Annotated in this window: 25 protein-coding genes; 8 read left to right on the top strand and 17 right to left on the bottom strand. The window is 73.6% G+C overall.

Annotated features, from left to right (window positions below; genetic code table 11):
• Window positions 1-103: 103 nt before the first annotated feature.
• The 4 genes from EV374_RS08830 to EV374_RS08815 all read right to left on the bottom strand — a co-directional run bounded on the left by EV374_RS08830 (window position 104) and on the right by EV374_RS08815 (window position 2422).
• The gene (locus EV374_RS08830; protein ID WP_132233438.1) at window positions 104-586 is read right to left on the bottom strand and encodes an LppU/SCO3897 family protein; all 483 of its coding nucleotides are present in this window, start codon (window positions 584-586) and stop codon (window positions 104-106) included.
• A gap of 117 nt (window positions 587-703) precedes the next feature.
• The gene (locus EV374_RS08825) at window positions 704-1738 is read right to left on the bottom strand and encodes an HAAS signaling domain-containing protein (RefSeq protein ID WP_132233436.1); all 1035 of its coding nucleotides are present in this window, start codon (window positions 1736-1738) and stop codon (window positions 704-706) included.
• Entirely contained in the window at window positions 1735-2067 is a 333-nt protein-coding gene (locus EV374_RS08820) for a PadR family transcriptional regulator (protein WP_132233434.1), read from the bottom strand. The genes EV374_RS08825 and EV374_RS08820 overlap by 4 nt, the downstream gene beginning before the upstream one ends.
• Before the next feature lie 55 nt (window positions 2068-2122).
• Entirely contained in the window at window positions 2123-2422 is a 300-nt protein-coding gene (locus tag EV374_RS08815) for a hypothetical protein (protein WP_165947729.1), read from the bottom strand.
• Window positions 2423-2575: 153 nt separating this feature from the next.
• On the opposite strand from EV374_RS08815, the gene EV374_RS08810 reads away from it, so the two are divergent.
• Window positions 2576-3385 carry a Scr1 family TA system antitoxin-like transcriptional regulator gene (locus EV374_RS08810; protein WP_132233430.1) on the top strand — a complete coding sequence of 270 codons (810 nt, stop codon included), beginning with the start codon at window positions 2576-2578 and terminating at the stop codon, window positions 3383-3385.
• Window positions 3376-3579: a DUF397 domain-containing protein gene (locus tag EV374_RS08805; protein WP_132233428.1), complete on the top strand. Its 204-nt coding sequence runs from the start codon at window positions 3376-3378 to the stop codon at window positions 3577-3579. The genes EV374_RS08810 and EV374_RS08805 overlap by 10 nt, the downstream gene beginning before the upstream one ends.
• Here EV374_RS08805 and EV374_RS08800 read toward each other — a convergent pair whose 3' ends face one another.
• From EV374_RS08800 to eno, 7 genes are all read right to left on the bottom strand, one after another.
• On the bottom strand, window positions 3580-3975 hold the full coding sequence (locus tag EV374_RS08800; protein WP_132233426.1) for a CrcB family protein: 396 nt from the start codon (window positions 3973-3975) through the stop codon (window positions 3580-3582).
• Entirely contained in the window at window positions 3975-4373 is a 399-nt protein-coding gene (locus EV374_RS08795) for a fluoride efflux transporter FluC (protein ID WP_132233424.1), read from the bottom strand. Before EV374_RS08795 ends, EV374_RS08800 begins: the two co-directional genes overlap by 1 nt.
• 93 nt (window positions 4374-4466) lie before the next feature.
• Window positions 4467-5396 (bottom strand): Ppx/GppA phosphatase family protein, encoded by a 930-nt coding sequence (locus EV374_RS08790; protein WP_132233968.1) that lies wholly within the window; start codon window positions 5394-5396, stop codon window positions 4467-4469.
• Window positions 5397-5443: 47 nt separating this feature from the next.
• Window positions 5444-5980, bottom strand: a complete 537-nt coding sequence (locus EV374_RS08785) for an amino-acid N-acetyltransferase (RefSeq protein ID WP_132233420.1) — start codon at window positions 5978-5980, stop codon at window positions 5444-5446.
• A 2-nt stretch (window positions 5981-5982) separates the two neighbouring features.
• Window positions 5983-6540 carry a DUF501 domain-containing protein gene (locus EV374_RS08780; RefSeq protein WP_132233418.1) on the bottom strand — a complete coding sequence of 186 codons (558 nt, stop codon included), beginning with the start codon at window positions 6538-6540 and terminating at the stop codon, window positions 5983-5985.
• Between the two features lie 34 nt (window positions 6541-6574).
• Window positions 6575-7213 (bottom strand): septum formation initiator family protein, encoded by a 639-nt coding sequence (locus tag EV374_RS08775; RefSeq protein ID WP_132233416.1) that lies wholly within the window; start codon window positions 7211-7213, stop codon window positions 6575-6577.
• A 32-nt stretch (window positions 7214-7245) separates the two neighbouring features.
• Entirely contained in the window at window positions 7246-8529 is a 1284-nt protein-coding gene (gene eno, locus EV374_RS08770; RefSeq protein WP_132233414.1) for a phosphopyruvate hydratase, read from the bottom strand.
• 233 nt (window positions 8530-8762) lie between these two features.
• On the opposite strand from eno, the gene EV374_RS08765 reads away from it, so the two are divergent.
• Window positions 8763-9455 (top strand): hypothetical protein, encoded by a 693-nt coding sequence (locus tag EV374_RS08765; RefSeq protein WP_132233412.1) that lies wholly within the window; start codon window positions 8763-8765, stop codon window positions 9453-9455.
• 49 nt (window positions 9456-9504) lie between these two features.
• Here EV374_RS08765 and EV374_RS08760 read toward each other — a convergent pair whose 3' ends face one another.
• The 4 genes from EV374_RS08760 to mfd all read right to left on the bottom strand — a co-directional run bounded on the left by EV374_RS08760 (window position 9505) and on the right by mfd (window position 16667).
• Window positions 9505-11124 carry a DUF885 domain-containing protein gene (locus EV374_RS08760; protein WP_132233410.1) on the bottom strand — a complete coding sequence of 540 codons (1620 nt, stop codon included), beginning with the start codon at window positions 11122-11124 and terminating at the stop codon, window positions 9505-9507.
• 22 nt (window positions 11125-11146) lie between these two features.
• Entirely contained in the window at window positions 11147-12118 is a 972-nt protein-coding gene (locus EV374_RS08755) for a nucleoside triphosphate pyrophosphohydrolase (RefSeq protein ID WP_132233408.1), read from the bottom strand.
• 2 nt (window positions 12119-12120) lie between these two features.
• On the bottom strand, window positions 12121-12891 hold the full coding sequence (locus EV374_RS08750; protein WP_132233406.1) for a hypothetical protein: 771 nt from the start codon (window positions 12889-12891) through the stop codon (window positions 12121-12123).
• Window positions 12892-13016: 125 nt separating this feature from the next.
• Window positions 13017-16667, bottom strand: a complete 3651-nt coding sequence (gene mfd / locus EV374_RS08745) for a transcription-repair coupling factor (protein ID WP_132233404.1) — start codon at window positions 16665-16667, stop codon at window positions 13017-13019.
• A 151-nt stretch (window positions 16668-16818) separates the two neighbouring features.
• Between mfd and EV374_RS08740 the strand changes: the two genes are divergently transcribed.
• A complete protein-coding gene (locus tag EV374_RS08740; protein ID WP_132233402.1) occupies window positions 16819-17718 on the top strand; it encodes a helix-turn-helix domain-containing protein in 900 nt (299 codons plus the stop codon).
• Between the two features lie 381 nt (window positions 17719-18099).
• On the top strand, window positions 18100-19026 hold the full coding sequence (locus tag EV374_RS08735; RefSeq protein ID WP_132233400.1) for a cyclase family protein: 927 nt from the start codon (window positions 18100-18102) through the stop codon (window positions 19024-19026).
• Between the two features lie 41 nt (window positions 19027-19067).
• Here EV374_RS08735 and EV374_RS08730 read toward each other — a convergent pair whose 3' ends face one another.
• Window positions 19068-20108, bottom strand: a complete 1041-nt coding sequence (locus EV374_RS08730; protein WP_132233398.1) for a S66 family peptidase — start codon at window positions 20106-20108, stop codon at window positions 19068-19070.
• A gap of 114 nt (window positions 20109-20222) precedes the next feature.
• Between EV374_RS08730 and EV374_RS08725 the strand changes: the two genes are divergently transcribed.
• From EV374_RS08725 to ppc, 3 genes are all read left to right on the top strand, one after another.
• The gene (locus EV374_RS08725; RefSeq protein ID WP_207913960.1) at window positions 20223-20879 is read left to right on the top strand and encodes a hypothetical protein; all 657 of its coding nucleotides are present in this window, start codon (window positions 20223-20225) and stop codon (window positions 20877-20879) included.
• Between the two features lie 67 nt (window positions 20880-20946).
• Entirely contained in the window at window positions 20947-21984 is a 1038-nt protein-coding gene (locus EV374_RS08720; RefSeq protein WP_132233394.1) for a hypothetical protein, read from the top strand.
• 128 nt (window positions 21985-22112) lie between these two features.
• On the top strand, window positions 22113-24899 hold the full coding sequence (gene ppc, locus EV374_RS08715) for a phosphoenolpyruvate carboxylase (protein ID WP_132233392.1): 2787 nt from the start codon (window positions 22113-22115) through the stop codon (window positions 24897-24899).
• Window positions 24900-24978: 79 nt separating this feature from the next.
• Here the strand turns inward: ppc and EV374_RS08710 are convergent, their stop codons facing one another.
• A complete protein-coding gene (locus EV374_RS08710) occupies window positions 24979-25776 on the bottom strand; it encodes a hypothetical protein (RefSeq protein WP_132233390.1) in 798 nt (265 codons plus the stop codon).
• Between the last annotated feature and the right edge of the window lie 100 nt (window positions 25777-25876).

The following is a 25876-nucleotide window of genomic DNA, read 5'->3' as shown; positions in this document are numbered from 1 at the left end:
CGGAACAGTGGCATACACCTCCTGTCGGCGCCCCAGCCGCAGACGCCGACGGCGGCGCGGACGATGTCCGCGCCGCCGTCGGCGGTCCTGTCGTGCCGGGGGATCAGGCCTTCTTCGTCAGGCACAGCAGGTAGCCGGTCTTGCCCGGCTCGATGCTGTAGTAGACGTAGCCCTCCTGGTCCTCCTTGATGTACTGCCCGCACGCCTCGCCGGAGCGGGCCTGCGCCTGGGTCTGCCCGTCGACGCGGCCGACCACGTTGTAGACGGCGTCGGTGGAGGTGCACTCGACGACCTTCGCGCCGTCGACCTTCTCCTCCTTGGTGCCGGTCACCTCGGGCAGCTCGGCGATGCAGTCGCCGACCTTGGCCTCAGCGGTCTCGTCCTTGTTGAAGAAGTTGCCGATCGCCGAGCCGATGCCGAACTTGAGGCCCGCGACGACCAGGAACACGACGATCGCGCCCACGATGCCGAGCAGCTTCTTGGAACCGGACTTCTCGGCCTGTGGCTCCGCCGGGGGCGGCGCCTGGACGGCCGACGGGGGCTGGGCGGCGTCCGGCGCGGGGGGCGGTGCGACCTGCTCTGACACGCGTTTTCCTTCCGGGGGGTGAGTGAGCAGACGACACCGTAGCGACCGGGACCGACAGCCGTTGCCCCGCTGGACTCATCCGTTCAGCTATTTCCCAGCTTCATTCCATGATCCTGTTCACGTCCGGCTCGGCGCGGGGGTGCCGATCGGCATGCCCGTCGATGCGGGCGCGGGGGTCGAGGTGCCGGTCGGCGTGGGCGTCGAGGTCGGGTTGCCGCTCGGTGCGGGCGCGGCCGCCGAGGAGGCGGGTGCGGGAAGTCCCGGCGGGTTCAGCAGGGGCGGGTTGCTGGCGCCCGGCCGGGGCCCGAACGGCGCCCACTCCGGGCAGTACGGGTACGGGCGCAGCAGCGCGTTGGCCAGGTTCAGGTCCGGCGGGTTCGGGCACATCGGACGACCGAGCCGGATCGGGTCGCCGTTCTGGTCGAAGAGCCGGGCGTTCTCCACGAGCCGCCCCTCGCTGTCGTAGACGAAGACGTCGCGGACGTGGTCGTACCGGCCGTCGATCGAGATCTGCTCGTAGCCGAGGTCGCCGCTGCCGACCCGGTCGTTCATGTCCGCCAGGCCGATCAGCCCGAAGATCACCAGCACCGCCGTGCTGACGTGCAGCACCCGCCGCTTGGGCCGGGTCAGGCCCGGCGTGTGGTGGCCGAGCCAGATCGAGGCGAGCACGCTGCCGGCGAGCAGCACCAGGCCGGCCAGCAGGCTGCCGTTGAGCTCGGGCAGCACACCGAACGTGTCGCCGGTCGTGACCACCGTGACGAGCATGGCGGCCAGGTAGCCCCGCAGCACCCACCACGCCGGCCGGAGCAGCCGGAGGAACTCGCTGGCCGAGGCGTACCCGAGGGGTGGTCCGAGTTGGACGTCCCAGCGCTGCGCCCGCGCACGGAGCCGGTCCACGGCGACGCCGACGCGACGGCTGCGGCGCCGGCCGCCGGTGGTGGCGCCGACCCCGGCGGCGGCGCGCAGTTCGGCCGCGTACGCCTCGGGCTCGCCGAGCCGGTCGACGAGCGAGCCGCCGGCCTCGGCGGCGACCTCGGCGAGGTGCTCCGGCAGGTCCTCGGTCAACTCGTCGCGGTGCGCCGGCGGCAGGTCGGCCAGCGCGGCCCGGACCCGTGCGGCGTAGTCCGCGATCTCCTGCTCAGTGACGGTCATGCCGCCATCCCCCGATCGTCGAGCAGTGCTTCCATGGTGGTGGCGAACGAGCGCCAGAGCTTGCCGGAGCGGGTGAGCTGGTCCCGGCCGGCGGCGTTGAGTGAGTAGTACTTGCGGTGCGGGCCGGACTCGCTCGGCACGACGTAGGTGGTCAGCAGGCCGGCGGCGTAGAGCCGGCGCAGCGTGCCGTAGACCGAGGCGTCGCCGACCTCCTCCAACCCGGCGTCGCGCAGCCGGCGCAGGATGTCGTAGCCGTAGCCGTCCTCCTCGCGGAGCACGGCGAGGACCGCGAGATCCAGCACGCCCTTCAGCAGTTGTGTGGTGTCCACGCATTGCACACTACTGCGCAATGCGAAGTACCGTCAACGGAACGCGCCGCGCGGGTCAGGCCACGCGCCGCGCCGCGTCGTCCGCGACCCGCAGCAGATCCCGCAGTACGTGCACCAGCGCGCGAACCTGCGCCAGGTCGATCGGCCAGCGCTCCGGGTCGTCGCCGGCGGACAACTCCAGCAGCACTCCGGCCGGGCTGAGCCGCCCGACGTCCATCTGCCAGAGCGCGGCGCGCACCTGGATCACCTCGTCGCCGCGCGGCGCGGCCGACCGCAGACGGGACAGGTGCAGCGCGCTGGCCGCGCAGCCGCTCTCGGGTACGCACCACGCCGGGTGAACGCCTCGGATCGCCACGTCATCGCTCCTCGTTCGCGTTGTGAGGGGGTTGTGGGCCCACGGTCACCCCCATCCTCGTCACCGGTCGATTACGGTCGGAAGTCGCGCGAGGTCCACCGGCCGACGGTGGTCCACGCGGCCCGTCGCGTGGAGCCCGGTGAGTGGGGTGTGATGACCGGATCGCAACTGTCGACGCTGGATCTGCTGGCCGGTGAGCTGAGGCGGCTGCGCATTGAGCGCGGGCTCAGCCAGGAGGAGTTGGCCCGGCGGATCAACTACTCGAGTTCCCTGGTGGGCATGGTGGAGATCGGCCGGCGTACGCCCTCGCTCGACTTCGTCCGACGCGCGGACGAGGCACTGGAGAGCGGCGGCCTGCTCGGGCGGATCCTGCCGCTGGTCAGCCTGGAGACCGCGCCCGCATGGTTCCGCCCCTGGGTGGCCGTGGAGCAGGAGGCGGCCACGCTGTGGTGGTTCGAGATGTCGGTGCTGCCCGGCCTCCTCCAGACCGAGGCGTACGCCCGCGCGGTCCTCAGCGGCGGCGGCCTCCACCCTCCGGAGCAGATCGAGCAGCGGGTGTCCGCCCGACTCCAGCGGCAACAGATCCTCGATCGCGCCCAGCCACCGCAACTTGTCGTGGTCCTCGACGAGGGCATCGTCCGTCGGCCGGTGGCCGACCAGTTCGGGGTGATGCGCGAGCAGCTCGACCACCTGATCGCGCTAGCGACACGTCCGCACGTGCACCTGCATGTAGTTCCGGCAGAGGTCGGTGTCTACCCGGGCCTTGCCGGGCCTTTCATCCTCGCCGGCTACGCCGACGGAGGTTGGGTGGCGCATCTCGACAGCCCGCTGCGCGCCCAGGTGCTGGACCGCGCCGAGGAAATTGCCAGCCTGCACCGCAGGTGGGAAAGTGTCCGCTCGGAGGCACTGCCCCGACGGCAGTCGCTGGTGCTGATGCAGGAAGTGGCGAAGACATGGAGCTGAACGACGCCCGGTGGCGCAAGTCCACGCGCAGCGACAACGGCGGCGCCTCCTGCGTGGAGGTCGCCGACAACCTGCCCGGCGTGGTGCTGGTCCGCGACAGCAAGGACCGCTCCGGGCCCGCGCTCTCCTTCGCCCCGACCGCCTGGTCCCGCTTCGTCGCCGGCGTCGCGGGCCACACGACACCAGGGCACTGACTAGAGCTGGCCGCCGAGCCACAGGCCGAGTGCGGCCAGGACGAGGCTCGCGCAGAGGCTGCCGAGCACGTTGAAGGCCTCGACGGCGGCGTTCTTGCGCAGCAGTCCCAGCGTGTGCCACTCCTCCGTGGAGAAGGTGGTGTAGGCGCCGAGGAAGCCGACCCCGACGATCGCGGCGAAGTCCTGGGCCCCGGCCCCCACGTTCCTCACGGCGTAGCCGGTGACGATGCCGAGCACGAAGGCGCCCGAGACGTTGATCAGGAAGGTGCTCGCCGGGAAGGCCCTGCTGGACCCGCTCGCCCGCCTCGCCCACCAGGGCTTGACCAGCGCGTCGACGCCGGCGCGGCTGAGCGCCCCGAGACCGCCGGCCAGGAACACCCCGATGCCCACCCACATCAGGTGTGCCCGCCCGTCGGACGGCCCACCCGCGCTTCCGCCAGGCGCGCGCCGAGCGCGGCGGCGAGCACGCCGACGACGATGCTCGCGACGAGGTAGGCGATGCCCACCCCGGTGCGCCGCGCCCCGATCAGTTGATCGGCCTCGACGATGAAGTGCGACCAGGTCGTGAAGCCGCCGATGAGACCGGTCGACAGGAACGGCTTGCCCCACGGCCCCGGCAGCCGGTGCGCCGCGAGCAGCGTCATGACGGCGCCGAGGGCGAAGGCCCCCACCATGTTGATCATGAAGGTGACCCAGGGGAAGTCCGGCGGCGTGGGCGGGGCGAACTGGAGCCCCAGGACGTAGCGCAGGGTGGCACCGATACCGCCACCGACGATGATCGCTAGGACTGCCACGCACCCATCAACTCACCGGCGGCCCTCGTGACCGCTAGGAGCGGAAGACCCTCACCCGCACGGCTGACCCTGGCCGGACAGGCCAGCCAACCATCAGGCCAGCGACCAGGCGATGCCGTCGAGGATGTCGTGCTCGGAGGCGACCACCGAGTCCATCCCGGCCCGCTCCATGATCACCCGGAGCACCAGGGCGCCCGCCCCGATCACGTCCGCACGGCCCGGGTGCATCACCGGGATCGCCAGCCGCTGCTCCCGGCTCTTGCCGAGCAGGTCGGCGGTCGTCGCGGCCACCGCGTCGTACGGCACCCGGGCGTGGTGGATGCGGCTCGGGTCGTACTCCTGGAGGCCCTGGGCGATCGCGACCACGGTGGTGACCGACCCGGCGAGCCCGACCAGCGTGGCGGCCTGCCGGCCCGGTACGGCCTCCAGTGCCCGGTCCACGGCGACCGCGATGTCGGCCTGCGCGGCGGCGACCTCGTCGGCGCGCGGCGGGTCGCCGTGCAGGTGCCGCTCGGTCATCCGGACGCAGCCGATGTCCATCGAGATCGCCGCCTCGACGCCGCCCGCGCGGGTGCCGACGACGAACTCGGTCGAGCCGCCGCCGATGTCGACGACCAGGTACGGCTCGCGTGCGTCGGCGGGCAGCCCGCGCACCGCGCCGGTGAAGGAGAGCCGCGCCTCCTCGTCGCCGGTCACCACCTCGGGCGCGACCCCGAGGGTCCGCTCGACCATCTCGCGGAACTCGCCGGCGTTGGAGGCGTCCCGGGACGCCGAGGTGGCACACATCCGGACCCGCTCCGCGCCCAACTTCTCGATCTCGGCGGCGTAGGAGGCCAGCGCGACCCGCGTGCGTTCGATCGCCTCCGGGGCCAGCCGCCCCGTCTTGTCGACACCCTGGCCGAGGCGCACGATCTCCATGCGCCTGCTCAGGTCGGCCAGCGGCGCCTCCGGACCCGCCGAGGCGTCCGGCAGGTCGGCGACCAGCAGTCGGATCGAGTTGGTCCCGCAGTCGATGGCGGCCACACGCGTCGTCACGGCAGCAACCCTACGTCAGCGCTCCGCGGGCGGAGTCAGAGGCGCAGCAGCATCCGGGTGTTGCCGAGGGTGTTCGGCTTGACGCGTTCCAGGTCCAGGAACTCGGCGACGCCCTCGTCGTACGAGCGCAGGAGCTGCTCGTAGACCGGCTGCGGCACGGGCGCGCCGTCGATCTCGGTGAACCCGAACGAGCCGAAGAACCGGGTCTCGAAGGTGAGCACGAAGATCCGGGCCACCCCCAGCTCGCGGGCGCCGTCGATCAGCTCCGCGACGATCCGGTGGCCGAGCTTGCGCCCCCGGCAGGACGGGTCGACCGCCACCGTCCGGATCTCGGCCAGGTCCTCCCACATCACGTGCAGCGCGCCGCAGCCGACCACCGCGCCGTCGCCGGCCCGGACCGCGACCCGGAACTCCTGCACGTGCTCGTAGAGGGTCACGGTGGCCTTGCTGAGCAGCCGCCGGTCGTCGGTGTAGGTGTCGACGAGCCGCCGGATGCCGCGCACGTCCGAGGTGCGGGCCCGCCGCACCACGACCTCGTCGGCCCCCACCAGGCCCCCGTCCGCTCCCGCCATGGTCAGTCCGCCGCCGGCACGTCCACGCACGGGCCGGCCGCCCACCACTTCTCCACCAGCGCCAGCGTCTCGTCGCCGAACGGGTTCACCCCGGGCCCGGCCCCGAGCGCGTGCCCGAGGTGCACGTGCAGGCACTTCACCCGGCCGGGCATCCCGCCGGCGGAGATGCCGGCGATCTCCGGCACCTCGCCGATCGCGTCCCGGCGGGCCAGGTAGTCCTCGTGCGCGGCGCGGTAGCGCGCGGCCAGCTCCGGGTCGGCGGCCAGCCGGTCGGCCATCTCCTTCATGAACCCCGCCGACTCCAGCCGGCTGCACGCCGCCGTCGCCCGGGGGCAGGTCAGGTAGAACAGCGTCGGGAAGGGGGTGCCGTCGGCCAGGCGCGGCGTCGTCTCCACCACGTCCGGCAGGCCGCAGGGGCAGCGGTGGGCCACGGCCCGGGTGCCCCGGGGCGGGCGTCCGAGCTGCGCGGCCACCGCGGCCAGGTCGGCCTCGGTGGCCGGTTCACGCCGCGGCGGGGGTACGGAGTCCGCCGCCGGCTCCTGCGGTGGTACGACAGTCACGATGCTGATCTCTCGTTCGGTGCTCGGGTGCTGCTCACCTGTCGGGCTGCTCGCCGTTGGCGGCCTGCACGCTCGACCAGAGGGTGTCGTACCAGGAAGCGGGGGTGACGGGTGCCGACGGGGCCGCGGACGAACCGGCGTCCCGGGCGGCGCCCGCCGGGTCGGAGAGCACCACCAGCAGCGTCTCGCCCGGGGGACCCATGAAGAACCGCTCCCTGGCCTGGATCTTGATGTATTCCGGGTCCTGCCACTTGGCCGCCCGCTCGGACAGCTCCTCGATCGCCTCCCGCTGGGCGGCCTGGGCGGCCTCCATCCGTTCGATGTCGGCCTGCTGGTCCAGGTAGACGCGCACCGGGTAGGTGTAGGCCAGGGCGAGCGCGATCAGCACCGCGAAGAGCACGGTGGCCCGCCCGGTGAGGCCCCGGGAGCGGGGTGCGGAGAGCCGTTTGACGGTGCCGGCGGCCGTACGACGGGCTGCGGCGGGCCGGCTCGCGGAGCGTACGCCCTCCGCGCCCCGGGCCGCCCCCGGCGCGCGACCGGCCGTGGCCCGCGACTCGGCGCGGACGCCGCCCTCGCGGACCGACGCCCGGGCGCCCCGGGCCCCGCCCGGCCGGCCGGTGCTACCCGCCCGACGGGCGGGGCGCTGACCGCCCGGTGTGCGGCGCTGCTGCATCGTCACACCCCTCCCCCGAGGCCTCGCGCGTCTCAGGCCGAACGGTAGCGCGGGAAGGCGCCCGCCCCGGCGTACCGCGCCGCGTCGGCCAACTCCTCCTCGATCCGCAGGAGCTGGTTGTACTTCGCGACCCGGTCCGAGCGGGCCGGGGCGCCGGTCTTGATCTGGCCACAGCCCGTGGCCACCGCCAGGTCGGCGATGGTGGTGTCCTCGGTCTCGCCGGAGCGGTGGCTCATCATGCACTTGAAGCCGGCCCGGTGCGCCAGGTCCACCGCGTCCAGGGTCTCGGTCAGCGAACCGATCTGGTTGACCTTCACCAGGACCGCGTTGGCGGCCTTCTCGGCGATGCCGCGGGCGATGCGCTGCGGGTTGGTGACGAACAGGTCGTCGCCGACGATCTGGACGCGGTCGCCGAGCGAGGCGGTCAGCGTCTGCCAGCCGGTCCAGTCGTCCTCGGCCAGCGGGTCCTCGATCGACACGATCGGGTAGTCGCCAGCGAGCTTGGTGTAGTAGTTGCTCATCTCCTCGGCGGTCTTCGCGGCGCCCTCGAAGGTGTAGGTGCCGTTGTCGAAGAACTCGGTGGCGGCCACGTCGAGCGCGAAGACGATGTCGGTGCCGAGCCGGTAGCCGGCCTTCTCCACCGCCTCGGCGATCAGGTCCAGGGCGGCGGCGTTGGTGGGCAGGTTCGGCGCGAAGCCGCCCTCGTCGCCGAGGCCGGTGGAGAGCTCCTTCTTCTTCAGCACCGACTTCAGCGCGTGGTAGACCTCCGCGCCGGAGCGCAGCGCCTCGCGGAAGCTGGGCGCGCCGATCGGCGCGATCATGAACTCCTGGATGTCGACGTTCGAGTCCGCGTGCGCGCCACCGTTGAGGATGTTCATCATCGGTACGGGCAGCAGGTGCGCGTTCGGGCCGCCCAGGTAGCGGAAGAGGCTCAGCTCGGCGCTGCCGGCCGCCGCCTTGGCCACCGCCAGGGAGACGCCGAGGATGGCGTTCGCGCCCAGCTCGGACTTGCTGTCGGTGCCGTCGACATCGAGCATCTTCTGGTCGATCAGCCGCTGCTCGCTGGCCTCGTAGCCGATGAGCTCGTCGACGATCTTGTCCTCGATGTTCGAGACCGCCTTCTCGACACCCTTGCCCTGGTAGCGGTCGGCGTCACCGTCGCGCAGTTCGATCGCCTCGAAGGCGCCCGTGGAGGCGCCGGAGGGCACCGCCGCCCGGGCGATCGTGCCGTCGTCGAGCCCGACCTCGACCTCGACGGTCGGGTTGCCCCGCGAGTCCAGAATCTCCCGCGCGACGATTCCCTCGATGGTTGCCACTGAGTCGCTCCTCGTTTGTGTGTTCCGGTCCGGTATGGGCCGCGACGGTGCGGCTGAGGCAGTTGTTGAACGCAGCGTATCGGGCGACGCTCGGACGCGGGCGGTCCGGGCGCTCGCCGGCCCGACCCGAAACCTGCCTCCGGGCAATGCTTTACACGGACATTCCCGGATTCTCGTGCCTCAACCGGCAACGGGTTTGCGCGCGGTTGGCCCCATCGGCAAGGCTGGTCGCCATGCCCGCCGCCTCGACCACCCTCCGCATGCTCGCCGTGTCGGTCATCGCGTCGCTCACGGTGACCGGTTGTCAGACCCTGGACGACGCCGGCCGGACGATCGGGCGGTCCGACCTGGTGAACGACCTGGCCGCCCGGCTCGACCGGGCGCTGGAGCTGACCTACTCCGCCGAGTACCAGCTCCCCGGCGGGCAGACCGCCACCATCGCCCAGGCCCAGGACCCGGTTCGCTCCGCCTACACCTGGCCCGGCGGCAAGCTCACCGTCACCCCGGAGGCGACGACCCGCTGCGAGACCGGTGCCGGGCGCGCGACCTGCACCCTGGAGGCCCCGCCCGCGCCCAACGCGAAGCCCACGGTGACCATGTTCACCGAGGCCAAGCAGCGGGGGGTGGTGACGCCGCCGGTCGTCGTGGGGCTGCTCACCACCGCCGCGCTGGACCCGGACGCGGTGATCGAGCAGAGCGACACCACACTCGCCGGCCACCACGCCACCTGCGTCGACGTGACGCAGTCGGCCGGGGACTTCACCGCCTGCGTCACCACCGACGGGGTGCTGGGCAGCTTCACCGGCCGGGTCGACGGCCGCCAGGTCGAGCTGGCACTGAGCCGCTACCGCGAGGCGGTCGACGGCGCGGTGTTCGACCTGCCGCCGGACGCCGGCGTCGTGGACCGGCGCCCACCCAGCTCGTGACCGAGCCCGCCGGCGGGTCCGTGCCCGGCGCCGGGGCCACCGCCCGCCGTCACACGCCGAGCAGGGTGCGCAGGTGGCGCGGGGGCGGGCAGTCGTGGGCGAGCATGGCGTCGTGCCACTCGCGTACCGCCACGCCGGCCGGGCGGGCGGCGGCGATCGCGGCCACCTCGCTGTAGCCGACGAAGTACGTCGAGAGCTGCGCCGAGGTGAGCAGGGCGCGCCGCCACTTGCCGGCCGCCTCCCCCTCCTCCTGGAAGCCCCGCCCGGTCATCAGCGCCATCGCCTCGGCCTCCGGCAGCTCCTCGCAGTGCACGAGCTGGTCCAGCAGCGCGTTGATGGTCATCCGGAGCTGCATCTTGAGCTGCTGCAACCGCACCGGCAGGCCGCCGAAGCCGAGGCCGGCCATCAGCTCCTCCGTGTAGACCGCCCAGCCCTCGATGAAGGGGCCCGACTCGGTCAGCGCGCGGACCCGGGTGGGGCCGACGTGCCGGCGGGCGTGGGCGAGCTGGAGGAAGTGCCCCGGCATCGCCTCGTGCACCGTCAGGTTGCGGATCATGTGGTCGTTGTATTCGCGGTAGAACGACTCGACCCGGTGCGCGGGCCACTCCGCCGGGGTGGGCGCGATGCAGTAGAAGGTCGGCACGTCCGCCGTCTCCAGCGGGCCGGGTGAGTCGCAGTAGGCGACCGCCACGCCCCGGGCGAACTGGGGCATCTCCTGGATCACGCACGGGTCGTCGACCAGGGTGACCAGGTCGTGGGCGCGCACGAAGTCGGTCGCCTCGTCCAGGGTGACCGAGGCGAGGTTAACGATGGTGTGGTCGTCCGGGTGCTCGGCGGCCAGCAGGTCCAGCGCCCGGCGTACCGTCTCGTCGTCGGCCGGACCGCCGACCAGCTCGACGGCCGCCGCCCGGATCTCCTCGCCGACCCGGTCCAGGTTGGCCCAGGCCCGGCGCTGGATCTCGGCGGCGCCCAGCTCCGTGTCGAGGGTGTGCCAGAGCCGCGCCTCCCAGCGGCGGCGGCCCAGCCGCGGGTCCCGCCCGGGGCCGGCGTCGGCGGCCAGGCCCTGACGCAGCCACGCGACGAACTCCTCCAGCGCCGCGATCGCCGCGGTGGCGGCCGGCTCGACCCGGTCGTGCAGGGCGGGGGCCTGTGCCAGCAGCGCCGGCACCTCGTCGCGGATCAGCGCCGCCGTGCCGGTGAACTGCCCGACCGCCGTCTCGGCGTGGATACGCGGCATGTCGCGCAGCGTCGCGCGCGCGGTCGCCAGCGCGTCCGGTACGGCGGCGAGCCGGCCCGCCAGGCTGGCCAGCCGCACGTCGACCGGGGCGTACGGGCGGGCGAGCAGCGCGTGCAGCAGCGGCCCGGGGTTGTGCCGCAGCGGGTCCCACTCGTGCGCGCGGATGTCGCCGGACTCGAACAGCTCCCGGTCCACGAACGAGGTGAGCAGCGCGTGGTCGACGCGCTCCTCGACGTCCAGGGCGTCCGGGTCCAGCTCGGCGAGCGCGTCCGCGGCCTCCTTGAGCATGGTCCGGTCGGCCGCGACCGCCTCGGCCGAGAGGTCGGGCAGCCGGTCGTCGTAACGGTGGTCGCCGGTGGAGGTCGCAACCCCCGGCCGGCTCTCCAGCAACGCGTCGACGATCCGCTCCGCGAGCGGCACAAACGATTCCACCCGCCGACCCTACCGGGTCGACTCAGGCCTTTTCGGCGGCGCGGACCGCGTCCGCGTAGGCGAGGACGGCGCGACGCAGGGCCGCCTCCGGGTCCAGGCCCGCCTCGCGGGCCGCCGCGACCGTGGCGAGCAGGCCCGCGCCGAGGCGCGCCTCCGGGTCCACCTGGGACTCCGCGAGGGGCGGCGGTACGGCGAGGCCGACCCGCCCGGCGCGCTCCAGGATCTTGGCGGCCAGGGCGAGGGCCGGCTGGCTCAGCGCGATGCCGTCCAGCACCGAGTCACGCGCCTTCTCGGCCCGCTTGATCCGCTCCCAGCTGGCCTCGATCTCCTCCAGCGTGCCGGCCTCGGCGTCGGCGAAGACGTGCGGGTTGCGCCGGACCATCTTGTCGACGAGCCCGCCGGCCACGTCGTCGACGGTCCACCGCTGCTCCTCGGGCAGCTCCTCGGCGAGGCGGGCGTGCAGCACCACCTGGAGCAGCACGTCGCCCAGCTCCTCGCGCAGCGCGTCGGTGTCCCCGGCGTTGATCGCGTCGTAGGCCTCGTAGCACTCCTCGATCAGGAAGCCGGCGAGGCTGCGGTGGGTCTGCGCCCGCTTCCACGGGTCGCCGCCGGGAGAGGCCAGCCGGTCCATCACCGCCACCGCGTCGAGCAGCCGGGCGCCGGGCGGGTCCCAGGAGCCGTACATCAGCTCCAGCTCGGCCAGGCCGGGCTCGCGGGCCAGCCGCAGGCCCAGCTCGCGGGCCAGCGACTCGTCGCCGGCCGGGCCGGCCAGCCACACCGCGACGCCGTGCGCCGCCGCCGCGTCGAGCAGCGCCTGCGTCGCCAGGCCGTCGACCACCGTGACCTCCGCGCCCGCCGCGCGGACCGCCGTCGTCAGCTCGCTCTCCGCCCCCGTCAGCACCGGATGCCGGCGTACGACGTCCCACGCGGCGGCGGTCAGCAGCCCGGCCGGCAGCCGGGGCGAGGTGACGAGCAGGACGATCCGCGCCGGCATGCTCAGCTGTGGGTCCCGCCGGCCGCCTCGGGCGCGGCGGTGGGCAGCGGATCCGGGGTGGAGACGTCGGTGACCCCGTCGGAGCCGGCCTCGCCCAGCGGCACGCTCACCGCCGGCGCGTTGCCGGAGAAGCTCAGCACCGGGAACTCCAGCGGGCGGTAGCGGGGGTTGACCGTCACGTCGTACGCGGCGACCGCCTCGGCCAGCGACTTGCGGGTGGCCAGCGCGCCACGCAGCTGCTCGCCGTCGAGCTGGCGGGCGGCCGCCTCGTCGGGCACGTCGGCCGGGATGGCGCCCGCCTTGCGGCCCGCCGCCACCACGTCCGCCAGATCCTGCGCGGTCGGCTCGGCCGGCGCCCCGGTCGGCACCCCCGACAGGCAGCGGTAGAGCTCGGCGGACTGGCGCACGAAGCCGGTGTCGGGCGACAGGCCCAGCTGCTGGGCGACCTGCTCCGGCGCGACCTGCCCGCGCGGCTGGTAGTTCTTGTCCGCGGAGAGCCGCTCGCAGACCTCGGTCAGCACCAGCATGCTGACGATCTGGCCGCGGTCGGGCAGCTGCGGCACCTGCGCCGGGGGCTGCCCCTCGGGCGCCTCGGGCTGGCCGGTCGGCGTCGGGTTCTTCGCCCGCAGGTCGTCGACGACCCCGGTGACGACATCCTCGGTGATCCGCAGGTCACCGACGTAGGCGGCGACACCGGGCTCGGCACGGCAACCGGAGAGGGCGACGAGGCCGAGCGCCACGCTGGCGACGGCGACAAGACGGCGAGCACGCATGTCGGTCACTCTCTCATGCCGCCCGGGGCCGCCGTGACACCGCCCACCGGTCTCCCCGCCCGCCGCCCCCGTGCTCGCCAGGGAACCCGACTCGCCGGCTGCCGTCAGCCGTCGTCGACCGCCACTCACCGCGCGGCGGCTCCCGCCGTCGCCGGCTCACCCAGGACGTCCTTGAGCAACTGTGCGCACCACTCCAGCAGGGCCTGGTCGCGCAGCGGCTCGCCGCCCACCCGCCGGGTGCTCGGCCGGGGCACGCTGACCTGGTCCAGCGCCTGCTTGTAGACCGAGTCCGGGTGGTAGCGCTTGAGCCGCAGCTGCTTCGAGTCGGGCAGCGGCAGCGGGCCGAACCGGATGTGCTTGCCCTGCATGCTGACGTCGGTCAGGCCGTAGCGGCGGGCCAGCAGCCGGAACCGGGCCACCGCGACCAGGTTCTGCACCGGCGCGGGCGGCTCGCCGTAGCGGTCGGTCATCTCGGCGACCACCTCGCGCAGCCGGTCGGCGTCGCGGGCCTCCGCGAGCTTGCGGTACATCTCCAGGCGCAGCCGCTCCACGGCGACGTAGTCGTGCGGCAGGTGGGCGTCGACCGGCAGGTCGACCTTGACCTCGGTCTCCTCCTCCGGGCGCTCGCCCTTGAACGCGGAGACCGCCTCGCCGACCATCCGCACGTACAGGTCGAAGCCGACGCCCTCGATGTGCCCGGACTGCTCACCGCCGAGCAGGTTGCCGGCGCCCCGGATCTCCAGGTCCTTCATCGCCACGTACATGCCGGCGCCCAGCTCGGTGTGCTGGGCGATGGTGGCCAGCCGCTCGTGGGCGTGCTCGGTGAGCGGCTTCTCCGGCGGGTAGAGGAAGTACGCGTACGCCCGCTCCCGGCCCCGGCCGACCCGCCCGCGGATCTGGTGCAGCTGGGCCAGGCCCAGCAGGTCGGCGCGCTCCACGATCAGGGTGTTGGCGTTGGGGATGTCGATGCCGGACTCCACGATCGTGGTGCAGACCAGCACGTCGAACTCCTTCTCCCAGAAGCCGACCATGACCTTCTCCAGGGCCTCCTCGCCCATCTGGCCGTGCGCCACCGCGACCCGCGCCTCGGGCACCAGCTCCCGGAGCTTGCGGGCCGTCCGGTCGATCGACTCGACCCGGTTGTGCAGGTAGAAGACCTGCCCGTCGCGGAGCAGCTCGCGGTGGATGGAGGCGGCCACCTGCCGCTCGTCGTGCGCCCCGACGAAGGTGAGCACCGGGTGCCGCTCCTCCGGCGGGGTGGCGATGGTCGACATCTCCCGGATGCCGGTGATCGCCATCTCCAGGGTGCGCGGGATCGGGGTGGCCGACATGCTCAGCACGTCGACCGAGGCGCGCATCGTCTTCAGGTGCTCCTTGTGCTCGACGCCGAAGCGCTGCTCCTCGTCGACGATGACCAGGCCGAGCGACTTGAACCGGGTGGCCGCCTGGAGCAGCCGGTGGGTGCCGATGACGATGTCGGCGGTGCCGGCGGCGGCCATCTCCAGGGCCTGCTCCGCCTCCTTCGGCGTCTGGAAGCGGGAGAGCTGCCGGATGGTCACCGGGAACTGGCTCATCCGCTCGGCGAACGTGTTGTAGTGCTGCTGCACCAGCAGCGTGGTGGGCACCAGCACCGCCACCTGCTTGCCGTCCTGCACCGCCTTGAACGCCGCCCGCACCGCGATCTCCGTCTTGCCGTAGCCGACGTCGCCGCAGATCAGCCGGTCCATCGGGACGGTCTGCTCCATGTCCCTCTTGACCTCTTCGATCGCGGCGAGCTGGTCCGGCGTCTCCTGCCACGGGAAGGCGTCCTCCAGCTCCCGCTGCCACGGCGTGTCGGGGCCGAAGCTGTGCCCCTTGGACGCCTTGCGCGCCGCGTAGAGCTGGATCAGCTGGGCGGCGATCTCCTTGACCGCCTTGCGGGCCCGTGCCTTGGACTTCTGCCAGTCCGAGCCGCCCATCTTGTGCAGGGTGGGCTGCTCGCCGCCGACGTAGCGGGAGAGCTGGTCGAGCTGGTCGGTGGGGACGAAGAGCCGGTCGCCGGGCTGGCCGCGCTTGCTCGGGGCGTACTCGATGACGAGGTATTCCCGGGAGGCCCCGTTGACGGTGCGCTGCACCAGCTCGACGTAGCGGCCGATGCCGTGCTGCTCGTGCACGACGTGGTCGCCGGCCTTCAGCTCCAGCGGGTCGATGGTGTTGCGCCGCCGGCTCGGCATCTTGCGCATGTCGCGGGTCGAGGTGCCCCGCCCGCCGGTGACGTCGTTGCCGGTGAGCAGCACGAACCGGGACGCCTCGTCGACGAAGCCGCCGGTCAGGCTGCCGCAGGCGACCAGCACCTCGCCGGGGGCGGGCGCGGTCGGGATCTCCTCGGTCAGCCGCGCGCCGAGGCCCGCGTCGCGGAGCACCTCGACCGCCCGCTGGGCGGGACCGTGCCCCTCGAAGACCAGCGCGACCGACCAGCCCTCGCCGGTCCAGCGCTTGAGGTCGTCGACCACCCGGGCGGTCTCGCCGTGGTAGAGCGGGGCCGGCTGCGCGGAGAGGGTCACCGCGATCGCGTCGTCCGGGGTGACGTCGTACGCCTCCGGGCCGTCCTCCCAGGGCTGCCGCGCCGGGGCTGCCTCCGCCTCGACCAGGCCGAACGGCGACAGCGTCCACCAGGGCTGGCGCAGCTTCGCCGCGACGGCGCGTACGTCGCCCAGGGTCCGGAAGGCGGCGGCGCCGAGGTCGACGGGGGCCTGGCCACCGACGGCGGCCGCGGCCCAGCTCGCCTGGAGGAACTCGTCGGAGGTACGCACCAGGTCGTGCGCCCGGGTGCGGATCCGCTCCGGGTCGCACAGGATCACGTGGGTGCCGGCCGGCATGGCGTCCAGCAGCAGCTCCATCGAGTCGGCGCCGATCAGCGCCGGGGCCAGGGACTCCATGCCCTCCACCGGGATGCCCTCGGCCAGCTTGTCGAGGATCTCGGCCAGCTCCGGATGCTCCTCGGCGAGGGCGGCGGCCCGCTTGCGCACCGACGGGGTGAGCAGCAGCTCCCGGCACGGCGGCGCCCACAGCTGCGGCACCTGCGCGATGGTGCGCTGGTCGGCGACGGCGAAGGTGCGGATCTCCTCCACCTCGTCGCCCCAGAACTCGACCCGCGACGGGTGCTCGTCGGTGGGCGGGAAGATGTCGAGGATGCCGCCGCGCACGGCGAACTCGCCCCGCTTGGTGACCAGGTCGACCCGCCCGTACGCCATGTCGGTCAACCGGCGGGCGACCTCCTCCAGGTCGGCCTCCTGCCCGGCGGCGAGCTGCACCGGCTCCAGGTCGCCGAGCCCCTTGAGCTGTGGTTGCAGCAGCGACCGGACGGGCGCCACGACCACCCGCAGCGGGCCGGTGCGACCGTGTGCGTCGGCCGAACCGGGGTGCGCCAGCCGCCGCAGCACGGCCAGCCGGCGGCCGACCGTGTCGGAGCGGGGCGACAGGCGCTCGTGCGGCAGCGTCTCCCACGACGGGAAGACCGTCACCTGCTCGGGCGGGAGCAGGCTGCCCAGCGCGGCGGCCAGGTCGTCGGCCTCCCGCGTGGTGGCGGTCACGGCGAGCACCGGACGACCCGCGCCGCCGCCCGGCCCGCCGTCGCCGGCCTGGTCGGCGGCGACAGCGGCGACCGCGAACGGGCGCAGCGCGGGCGGGGCGGTGATGTCGAGGCCGTCGACCTGCGCGGCACCGGAGCGCGCCAGGTCACGTGCCCGGGCCAGCCCCGGGTCGGCCAGGGCGGCGGAGAACAGACCGGTGAGCATGAGATCACTTCCAGCGGGAGGACACGACGATCACCCCTCGTCCGGCTGGACGGGGGGCCACCGGTCGACACTATCTCTCCGGTCGGACGAACCACCCCCGCGTAGGTTGGATCGTCGACAATCGGCGCGGGGCCACCCGGGGGGAGAACGGATGCCTGAGGGAACCGGCAGCGATCCACGCCGGAAGACCACGCCCGGCCGGTGGCGGGTGCTGGGTCACCCGGAGGGCATCCTGATCTACGAGGTGCGCTGCATCGTCGAGAGCCACGGCTGGACCGAGCCCGCCGTCGAGAGGTTCCACAACCTCATCCTCGGGCGGTCGGGGGCCTACCGGCGGCGGCTCAACGGTCGTACGACCTTCTCGGACGCCACCTCCGTGCTGATCACCCGGCCGGGCGACGAGATGTCCGTGTCCCACCCGCTGGGCTGCGGCGACTCGTACACCTGCGTGCAGGTCGACCCGACGGTGCTGGCCGGACGCCCCGACGGGGGCCGCTGGCTGGAGACCGCCGGCTGGGAGGGCACCTCGGACGCGTCGCTCGACCTGGCACACCGGATGCTCATCGCGGAGTTCCGGCGGGGACTGGACCACTTCGAGATGACGGAGCGGCTGCACCGCTTCCTCGACGGGGTGCTCAGCCGTACCGGTGCCCGGGACGAGCCGGGGGCGGACCTGGCACGCGCGGTCGGCCGGCGGCCCGCCACCCAGGCCGCCCACCGTCGCCTGGCCGACCGGGCCCGCGAGGTGCTCACCGCCGGCGACTACTCGCTCAGCCTCGACGAGGTGGCCCGCGAGGTGGGCGCCTCCCCGCACCACCTGAGCCGGGTGTTCCACCGGGTCACCGGCAGCAGCCTCACCGCCTACCGGAACCAACTGCGGGTCCGGGCGGTGCTGGACACCCTCGCCGAGTCGGACGAACGGCCGCTGCGCGCGGTGGCGGCGGAGCACGGCTTCGCCGACCAGGCCCACCTCACCCGGGTGGTCCGGGACCACGTCGGCCACCCGCCGGCCCACCTGCGCCGGCTCCTCACCCACACCCGACGGACCTGACCCCGCCCCCAGCCGCCACCCCTGCGTTCGGGCCGGGGCGGGCGGCTGGATCGGGTCGGACCGTCGGGTTGAGCCGGCTCGGGCCGGGCCGGGGTTCTGCGTTGGGGCCAACCGAGCATCGATGTTCAAGACCCGGGCCGGCCGGCGGCCGAAGATGGAATCCGTCAGCCGGGATCGAGCCGCCGGATCGGCGGTCGCGGGGTGCGCGGACCTGTTCGGGGAGGCCCGCAGCTCCACCCGGCTGCGACCTCGGCGACGGCGAGGCGCCGTCGCCGCCCGCCGGTGGTGCCGTACACCCCCCCTGTACGGCACTCCGGTGGGCACGGGACGGCACGCTCGAAGGATCTTGACGGGGATGGCCGGCCGTGATCGGCTGCGCTGATGGGCAACCAGTGGCGGGCACAGTTCGACGCGGAGGTCACCTTCGCCAACGGCGGCGGGCTGCGGACGGACGGGTTCCGGCTGGACATCCCCGGCCGCGACGTCGCCGACGAGGAACTGGCGGCGCTGTTCGTCCGCCACCTCGGGCTGCTGATGGTGGCCGAGGTACGCATCACCAACCGGACGATCGTCGAGGAGCCGCACAAGGGCGGCCGGGGTGTGGCCGGCGGGGCCGGCGCGGACGACAGTTCCCGGCGACGGCTGGTCGAGCTGAGCCACGTCGTCACCGACGGCATGACCACCCTGCCGGGCTGGCCGGCACCGCGGATCACCGAGTGGCTGACCCGGGAGGCGTCCCGCGCCAACTACGCCCCCGGCACCGAGTTCCAGGTGGGACGCATCGACATGATCGCCAACACCGGCACGTACCTGGACACGCCCGCCCACCGCTTCGCCGGGGGCGCCGACCTCGCCGGTACCCCGCTGGACCGCCTCGCCGACCTGCCCGGCCTCGTGGTCCGGGTACCGGCCGGCACCCGCGCGGTGGACCGGCTGCTGCTGGCGCCGTACGACGTCGCCGGGCACGCGGTGCTGCTGCACACGGGCTGGTCGGCGCACTTCGGCACGGACCGGTACGGCGCGCCGGAGGCGCCCTACCTCACCGGCGACGGCGCCCGGGCCCTGGTGGACGCGGGCGCCGCCCTGGTCGGCATCGACTCGATCAACATCGACGACATGAGCCCGGCGGCGGCCGGCGAGCGACCGGCGCACAGCGCCCTGCTGGCCGCCGGCGTCCCGATCGTGGAGCACCTGACCGGGCTCGACGCGCTGCCCCCGACCGGCTTCCGGTTCACGGCCGCCCCGCCGATGGTGGCCGGCATGGGCACCTTCCCGGTACGGGCGTTCGCGGTCCTCGATCCCACCTGATCGACGACCAGCAGCCTGCCACCGGCACCACGGCCGGTGGGTCAGTAGCGGACCGAGATGTGTCGGGTGGTCGCGTCGATGCGGACCTCGCCGCCGTACGGGACGATCAGCTGCGGGTCGGTGTGGCCGAGGTCGACGTCGAAGACCACCACCGCGTCGGGGCAATAGGCGGCGAGCGCCCGGGTGACCGCCGCCCGCTGCGCCGCCGCCCAGTCCCGCCGTTCGGCGGGGGTGTGCTGCCGGGTGAAGTCCCACGCCTTCGGCCGGCCGACGAGGACCGCCGGGAAGCTGGCGAGCAGACCGCGCTCCCCCATGTTGCGCAGGATCCGGAACACCTCGGTGGCCGAGGGCAGTTCCTCGGAGGTCTCGACCATCAGCACCGACCCGGCGAGTTCCCCGGCGTCAGGGACCCGGTCGGCGGCCAGCAGCCAGTGCAGGATCTCCAGGTTGCCGCCCCAGGTACGTCCCTCCACCACCGTCGACGGCCCCTGCCAGCGCCAGCCCTCGCCCGGGAGCATCTCCGGCTCGTCGGCCAGCGTCGTCGGGTCCTGCCAGTCGTTCGGCCGGTCGCCCCACTGCGGCGCGGGCACCAGGTCGTACCAGCCGGAGGTGAAGAGGGCCGCGCGCAGCGAGTCGAAGGTCAGCGGATGCGGGCTGCCCGGCCGGCCGAGGTGCACGAGCACCGACCCGCCGTGGTACGACACGACGCCCAGCCGGTACAGGTGGTTGAGGACGTTGGTGTTGTCGGAGTAGCCGAAGTACGGCTTCGGGTTGGCCCGCAGCACGGCGTCGTCCAGGTGCGGGGTGACCGTGATCAGGTCGTCCCCGCCCACCGTGGCGAGCACGGCGGCGATCGTCGGGTCGGCGAAGGCGGCGGTCAGGTCCCGGGCCCGGTCGCGCGGGTCGGCGCCGAGTACCCGGGTGGTCGGGTACTCCACCGGCTCCAGGCCGAACTCCTCGCGCAGCCGGCGCAGCCCCAACTCGTACACGTGGGGGAAGAGGGCCGGCAGGCCGGCGGACGGCGAGACGACCGCGACCCGGTCTCCCGGTCGTGGCTTGGGGGGATAGTTCGGCGACGTCATGATCGGACGCTACCGACCGGCTCCACCGGTTTTCCGCTGGTCCGACCCGCCGGGACGCTGGTGGACGCCCTCTAGGCTGGCCCCGCCGAAGTTGATCGAGCATTCGGAGGCCACGTGAGCACCCCCGCCGGACGTCCGCCGCAGCCCTTCCACCACGGCCCACCGCACGGCGGCCCGTGGGCAGGCCCCGTGCCGCCGCCGGTGACCAGGCGCATCCCGGAGGACCAGCCCTTCGTGGTACGGCCCAACGTCGCGAAACGCGGCCTGCTGATGACGGGGGTGGTGCTGCTCCTCATCCTCCCGATCGCCTGCTGCGCCGGTCTCGGCATGGTGAACTCGGCCGATCCGCAGCTGCGCTCCCGGTCCGTGGTCGCGATCCTCGGCGTGGTGGGCTGCCTGCTGGCCCTGGTCGCCCTGCCGCTGGGGATCCAGCTCTGGCTGATCGGTTCCGGCGGCCCGGTGCTGGCGCTCGGCCCGGCCGGGCTCTGGATCCGCACCCGGCCGACCCGGGGCCAGGCGATCTGGCTGCCGTGGGAGGGCGTCGCGCGGATCTCCCGGCGCCGGTGGAGCCTGGAGAAGATGCTGGTGGTCACGCCACGCGACGCGCGGGTGCTCCAGCACCTCGGGGCGTTCACGGCGCTCGACAGCGCGACCCTGAGCGCCTTCTACGGCTCGGGGCTGGTCGCCACGCTCAACTTCGCGGACCGGTCCGAGGCGGAGATCATGGCGGCGGTCGCCCACTACAGCGCGGGCCGCTGCCAGCTGACCTGATCGGCGGCTGTCCCGGGCGGGCGCGGAAACACCACATACCGGGCACGGGCCGCCCTAGGCTGGCGGCGTGGACCAGGAGATGCGCGACGGGCTGCCGCGTACCGCCGCGCTGCTGCTCGGCACCCTGGTGCTCGCCACCGCGTTCATCACCGCGTACGTCGGCGCGCTGCACCGTCCCACGCCCCGCGACGTGCCGGTCGGGGTGGTACGCGGCGACCAGAAGGCACAGGCCGTCCTCGCCGCCGTACGCAACCAGAACGGCACCCTCGACGCCGTCGAGTACGCCGACCCGCGCGCCGCCGACGACGGCCTGCTCACCCGCGAGGTGTACGGGGTGCTCGCCACCGGCGAAGAGGGCGGACTGGTGCTGACCACCGCGAGCGCCGCCGCGCCGGCCGCGACCGACGTCGTCGTCCGGGTCCTCGACACCGCCGCCCGGCAGGCGGAGATGCCCCTGCGGGTCACCGACGAGGTGCCGGTGGCCGCGACCGATCCGCGCGGGCTCGTGCCGTTCTACCTGGCCGTCGGGTACGTGCTGGGCGGCTACCTCGCCGCCACCGTGCTCGGCCTGGGCAACGGCACCGCCCCGCGCAGCCTGCGCCGCGCCGGGCTGCGGATCGCCGCGCTGGCCGGCTACAGCCTGGTGCTCGGGGCCGCCGGCGCGATCGTGGTGGGACCCGTCCTGGACGTCTGGGACCACGACCTGGTCGGCGTCGCCGCGAGCGGGGCGCTGACGGTCCTCGCGGCGGCGATGATCGCCTCGGCGGTGCAGGGCTGGCTGGGGCTGTTCGGCACCGGGCTGGTGATCCTGCTGCTGGTCGTGCTCGGCAACCCCGGCTCCGGCGGCATCTACGCCCCCGAGTTCCTGCCGACCTGGCTGCGCGGCATGCACCGGTGGAACGTGCCGGGGCTCGCCACCGACCTGCTCAAGTCCGTCGTCTACTTCGACCGTCGGTCGACCGGCTGGCCGATCGCCGGGCTCACCATCTGGACGTCGCTGGGCGTGGCGGGTGTGCTCAGCGCCACCCCGTTCCAGGCCCGCCGCCGCGCCGGCCGACGCCCCACACCCGGCCCCACCAGCGCAGATGCGCCCGGCACCGGCTGAGATGTCAGGAAGGGCCCCTTCCTGTACCGCAGACGATTGCAAGGGTCCCCTCCTTCACGGCGGGGGACGCGGATACGATCCAGGAAGTCGGACAGCGCTGTCCTTCGTACTCGCGTAAGGAGCGCATCGTGACCGACCAGCACGACCACGACGGCCCCGACGCCGCCCTGCGGGCCGACATCCGCCGCCTCGGCACCCTGCTCGGGCAGACCCTCGCCCGCCAGGAGGGCCGGCCGCTGCTCGACCTCGTCGAGGAGATCCGCGCCCAGGTGCGCTCCGACGCGCCCACCGCCGCGCAGCGCCTCGCCGGCCTGGACGTCACCACCGGCACCAAGCTGGCCCGCGCCTTCTCCACCTACTTCCACCTGGCCAACATCACCGAGCAGGTGCACCGCGCCCGGGAGCTGCGGCGCCGCCGGGCGGTGCAGGGCGGCTGGCTGGACCAGGCGGCCAAGATGATCGCCGAGCGCGGGGTGCCGGCCGAGGAGATCGCCGCGGCGGCCCGGCGACTGGCGGTACGGCCCGTCTTCACCGCCCACCCGACCGAGGCGGCCCGCCGGTCGATCCTGTCCAAGCTGCGCGCCATCGCCGACGAGCTGGACACCGAAACCGCGAACGCGATCCTCTACGGCGCCAGCGACGAGGGCCCGGCCAACCGCCGCCTCGCGGAACTGCTCGACCTGATGTGGCAGACCGACGAGCTGCGGCTGGACCGGCCGGACCCGACCGACGAGGCCCGCAACGCCATCTACTACCTGCGCGACCTGTACGCCGAGGCCGCCCCGCAGGTCCTCGACGATCTCGCCGACACGCTGCGCACCCTCGGCGTGGAGACCTCCCCGACCGCCCGGCCGTTGTCCTTCGGCACCTGGATCGGCGGCGACCGCGACGGCAACCCGTTCGTCACGCCGGCGGTGACCCGCGAGGTGCTGACCATCCAGCACGAGCACGGCATCGCGGCCACCGAGAAGGCGATGGACCACCTGATCGACGAGGTGTCGGTGTCCCGGCGGCTGCGCGGGGTGTCGCTCGACCTCTCCGCGAGCCTCGCCGCCGACCTGGACGCGCTGCCCGAGGTGGCGGCCCGGTTCCGCCGGGTCAACGCCGAGGAGCCCTACCGGCTCAAGGCCCGCTGCGTGAAGGCGAAGCTCGCCAACACCCGGCAGCGGCTGCGCCAGGGCACCGCGCACGTGCCCGGGCGGGACTACCGCGGCTCCGCCGAACTGGTCGCCGACCTGGAGCTGCTGCGCGCCTCGCTGGCCCGCAACGCCGGTCAGCTCACCGCCGTGGGCCGGCTCGCCTCGACCATCCGTACGGTCTCCGCGTTCGGGCTGCACCTGGCGACCATGGACGTCCGGGAGCACGCCGAGGCGCACCACGCGGTGCTCGCCCAGCTCTACGCGGCCGTCGGCGAGGTCTCCGACTACCCGTCGCTGAGCCGGCAGGAGCGCACGAAGCTGCTCGCCGACGAGCTGACCGGGCGCCGGCCGCTCTCCACGCTGGACACGCCGCTGACCGAGGCGACCCGCAAGACGTTCGACGTGTTCGGCACCATCCGCGAGGCGCAGGACCGGTTCGGCAACGAGGTCATCGAGTCGTACATCGTCTCGATGACGCTCGGCGTGGACGACGTGCTCGCCGCCGTGGTGCTGGCGCGCGAGGCCGGCCTGGTCGACGTGCACAGCGGCCGGTCCCGGATCGGCTTCGTGCCGCTGCTGGAGACCCCGGCCGAGCTGAACACGGGCGGCGAACTCCTCGACGAGCTGCTCTCGCTGCCGGCGTACCGGGCGCTGGTGGCGGCGCGGGGCGACGTGCAGGAGGTGATGCTGGGCTACTCCGACTCCAACAAGGAGGCCGGCATCACCACCAGCCAGTGGTCCATCCACCGGGCCCAGCGCGCGCTGCGCGACGTGGCGGCCCGGCACGGCGTACACCTGCGGCTCTTCCACGGCCGCGGCGGCACGGTCGGTCGCGGCGGCGGGCCCACGCACGAGGCGATCCTGGCCCAGCCGTACGGCACCCTGGACGGCGCGATCAAGGTCACCGAGCAGGGCGAGGTCATCTCCGACAAGTACTCCCTGCCGTCGCTCGCGCGGGAGAACCTGGAGCTGACCCTGGCCGCGGTGCTCCAGGCCACCCTGCTGCACACCGCGCCCCGGCAGCCCGCCGAGATGCTGGAACGCTGGGACGCCACCATGGAGCTGGTCTCCGACTCGGCCTTCCGGTCGTACCGGTCGCTGGTCGAGGACCCGGACCTGCCGGCGTACTTCTGGGCGTCGACGCCGACGGAGCTGCTCGGCGCGCTGAACATCGGCTCCCGGCCGGCGAAGCGGCCGAACACCGGGGCCGGGCTCGCCGGGCTGCGCGCCATCCCGTGGGTGTTCGGCTGGACCCAGACCCGGCAGATCGTGCCCGGCTGGTTCGGGGTCGGTTCCGGCCTGGCCGCGGCCCGCGAGGCGGGGCTGGAGGACGTGCTGGCCGAGATGCACCGCAACTGGCACTTCTTCCGCACGTTCCTGTCGAACGTCGAGATGATGCTCACCAAGACCGACCTGAGCATCGCCCGCCGGTACGTCGAGACCCTGGTGCCGAAGAAGCTGCACCCGATCTTCCACAAGATCGAGCAGGAGTACGAGCTGACCAAGCAGGAGGTGCTGGCGGTGACCTCCTCGCCGGCCCTGCTGGAGAACTCCCCGGTGCTCCAGCGCACCCTGGCCGTCCGCGACACGTACCTGGAGCCGCTGCACCACCTCCAGGTGGCCCTGCTGCGCCAGTACCGGGAGTCCGGGGCGGCGGGCCGGGCGGTGGCCACGGCGCCGGGCGGCCGGCGTGCGCCGAGCGACGGTACGGCACTGGAGCGGGCGCTGCTGACCACGGTCAACGGCATCGCCGCCGGCATGCGCAACACGGGCTGAGGTGTAAGGAAGGGCACCTTCCTAACGTTTATTGCATAGGAAGGTGCCCTTCCTTACACGGCAACCGGCGAGCCCGGCCCTACCAATCGCCGCCGCCGAAGTCGCCGCCCCCGAAGTCGCCGCCCCCGAAATCTCCGCCGCCAAAGTCACCACCGCCGCCAAAGTCACCGCCACCCCCGAAATCTCCGCCGCCAAGGTCGCCGCCCTGCTCGCCGAAGCCGGTGCCGTCGCCGAAGCCCTCCTGGTAGCCGGCCTCGTAGCCGTACCCGGGGTCGCCGAAGCCGGGCGAGAAGAGCGCGTCGGCGATCAGCATGCCGCCGAGGACACCCGCGCCGGCGCCCAGCGCGGTCTTCCACCACGGGGTCGAGTACCAGCCCGCCGGCACCGGCCGGCCCTGGTAGCGCCCGCCCGGGTAGTAGTACGGGGTGTCGCGGCCGGGCTGCGGGCCGGCCTTGAAGGTCTGCCCCTGCACGTCGACCTGACGCTCCCGGGTGAGCTGCCCGGCGCCCTGCGCGGCGGCCAGCGGGGGCAGCTCGGGGCCGGGGTCGATGCCGAGCGCCACCCGGGCCGCCCGGGCGTAGGTCAGCCCCTCCAGCGCGGTCTCCCGAGCCAGGCGGTACTGCTCGACGCTGCGGGCCTGCTCCAGCTGGCTGCCGGCCGCGTTGTAACGCTCCCCGGCGTCGACCAGCGCCTGCCGCACGGCCGGGTGGTCGCCGTGCAGGTTCATCACCTGGCCGCCGAGCCGCTCGTACCAGCGCTGGGCGTCGGCCCGCGCGTCGGCGAGGCGGCGCTCCGCCCGGGCGGCGCTCTCCCGACGCCACCAGACGACCGCACCCACCAGCAGCACCACGAGGATGAGCAGCGGCAGATATCTCATGTCTGCGACGTTACCCAGGCCAGGCCAGCACCACGCCTCCGATCGACGCAGCTCGGCGGCGCGGATCGGAGGCAGGGCCGGACAAAGGGCCGGGGCGGGC

Source organism: Micromonospora sp. CNZ303, assembly GCF_004345505.1.
Note: the sequence above shows the minus strand (reverse complement) of the source record. Positions and strands in the feature narration are given on the sequence as shown.